The sequence below is a fragment of the Bacillus sp. AFS001701 genome (assembly GCF_002559405.1).
GTDB lineage: Bacteria > Bacillota > Bacilli > Bacillales > Bacillaceae_G > Gottfriedia.
Window position 1 is genome coordinate 1 of sequence record NZ_NTZO01000475.1, and the last position, 1,153, is coordinate 1,153.

General features: G+C 26.6%; 1 protein-coding gene. It reads left to right on the plus strand.

The features are described 5' to 3' along the window. Positions 1-677 precede the first annotated feature (677 nt). A complete protein-coding gene (locus CN514_RS21315) occupies positions 678-1,037 on the plus strand; it encodes a hypothetical protein (protein ID WP_098234301.1) in 360 nt (119 codons plus the stop codon). The last annotated feature ends 116 nt before the right edge of the window (positions 1,038-1,153 follow it).

Sequence of the window (1,153 nt, forward strand, 5' to 3'; positions counted from 1 at the left end):
TTATTCAACAAAATGGCAGATTAGTGGAATAAGAGATGGTAATTTTTAGAAACGAAATGCCAGAGAAATATATGCTAAAATTGATATAAAATTAAGAAAATATTTAAGGAGAATAATTTGATCACTATCTTGAGTAAATTTATAAACAGAATATTTAAAGACAGAATTAAACAAATAGTAATTATCCAATTTATTTTGCTGATTCCATTATTAATAATTTGTATTCAATCCTTTACTACTAATAGTATTAATTATTTCTATAATGGGCTATTTCAAATTATTTTTGCTTTAATTAATATTTTAAATGGAGTTGAACAGTTCATTTTGAAAAAGAATGTTTTGAGCATCCTTTTTTTTATTTTAGGAATCTTTTTTGTTTATTTATCAATTCAAAGTTTCAATTTAGACATTTTGAGAAAGTAAGTGATTACTTTAATACATCTAAATAGTATAATGCTAATACAACTAACTAATGCATTAGTTAGTTGTATTAGGTTGGGCTGCTTCGGCAGTCCATTTTTTATTGAACAAAATGGCAGGATAGTTGCACAAAGAGCTGCGACAGATACTTCTTTCTTTTGACCAAAATGTGCGAATTCCCCCAAATTACAAAGACTTTTTCAGTTGGTATAATTAATGAAAATAGAGGTAGTTTCTATGTAAAGAGGGGTATATTTTTGAGAAAAAATTTAAATAAGCAATTTTATTTTGATTTAGTAATCGTCATATTAGTATTTGGTTTTTTAGTTGGTAATTTACTTTGGAATCATATTTCTTGGTCAATGGCATTATTTAATTCAATAGCTGTTGGTATTGTTTGGGTCTTGTTATATAAATTTGCAGAGAAAATTAATCGTAATCGTAATCGATATATTCCAAGTTGGTTGAGGAGGTTTCGGTTTCTTTTCTTTTTACTAATTATGAAGTATGTTAATAGCAATTTTTCTAATATAGAATCTCTTTGGATTTCGGTTTTTGCATTTTTTATATTAATCATTATTTTTCCTGAAAAACCTGAGGTGAGAAATTCTTATTAAGCTAACACAATGCGTTAGTTCAATAACAATCGGCTGCTTCGGCGGTCGTTTTTTTATTCAACAAAATGGCAGTTTGGTTATATAAGAATTTCTTAAAATTCTATGTAAAAAGGCAC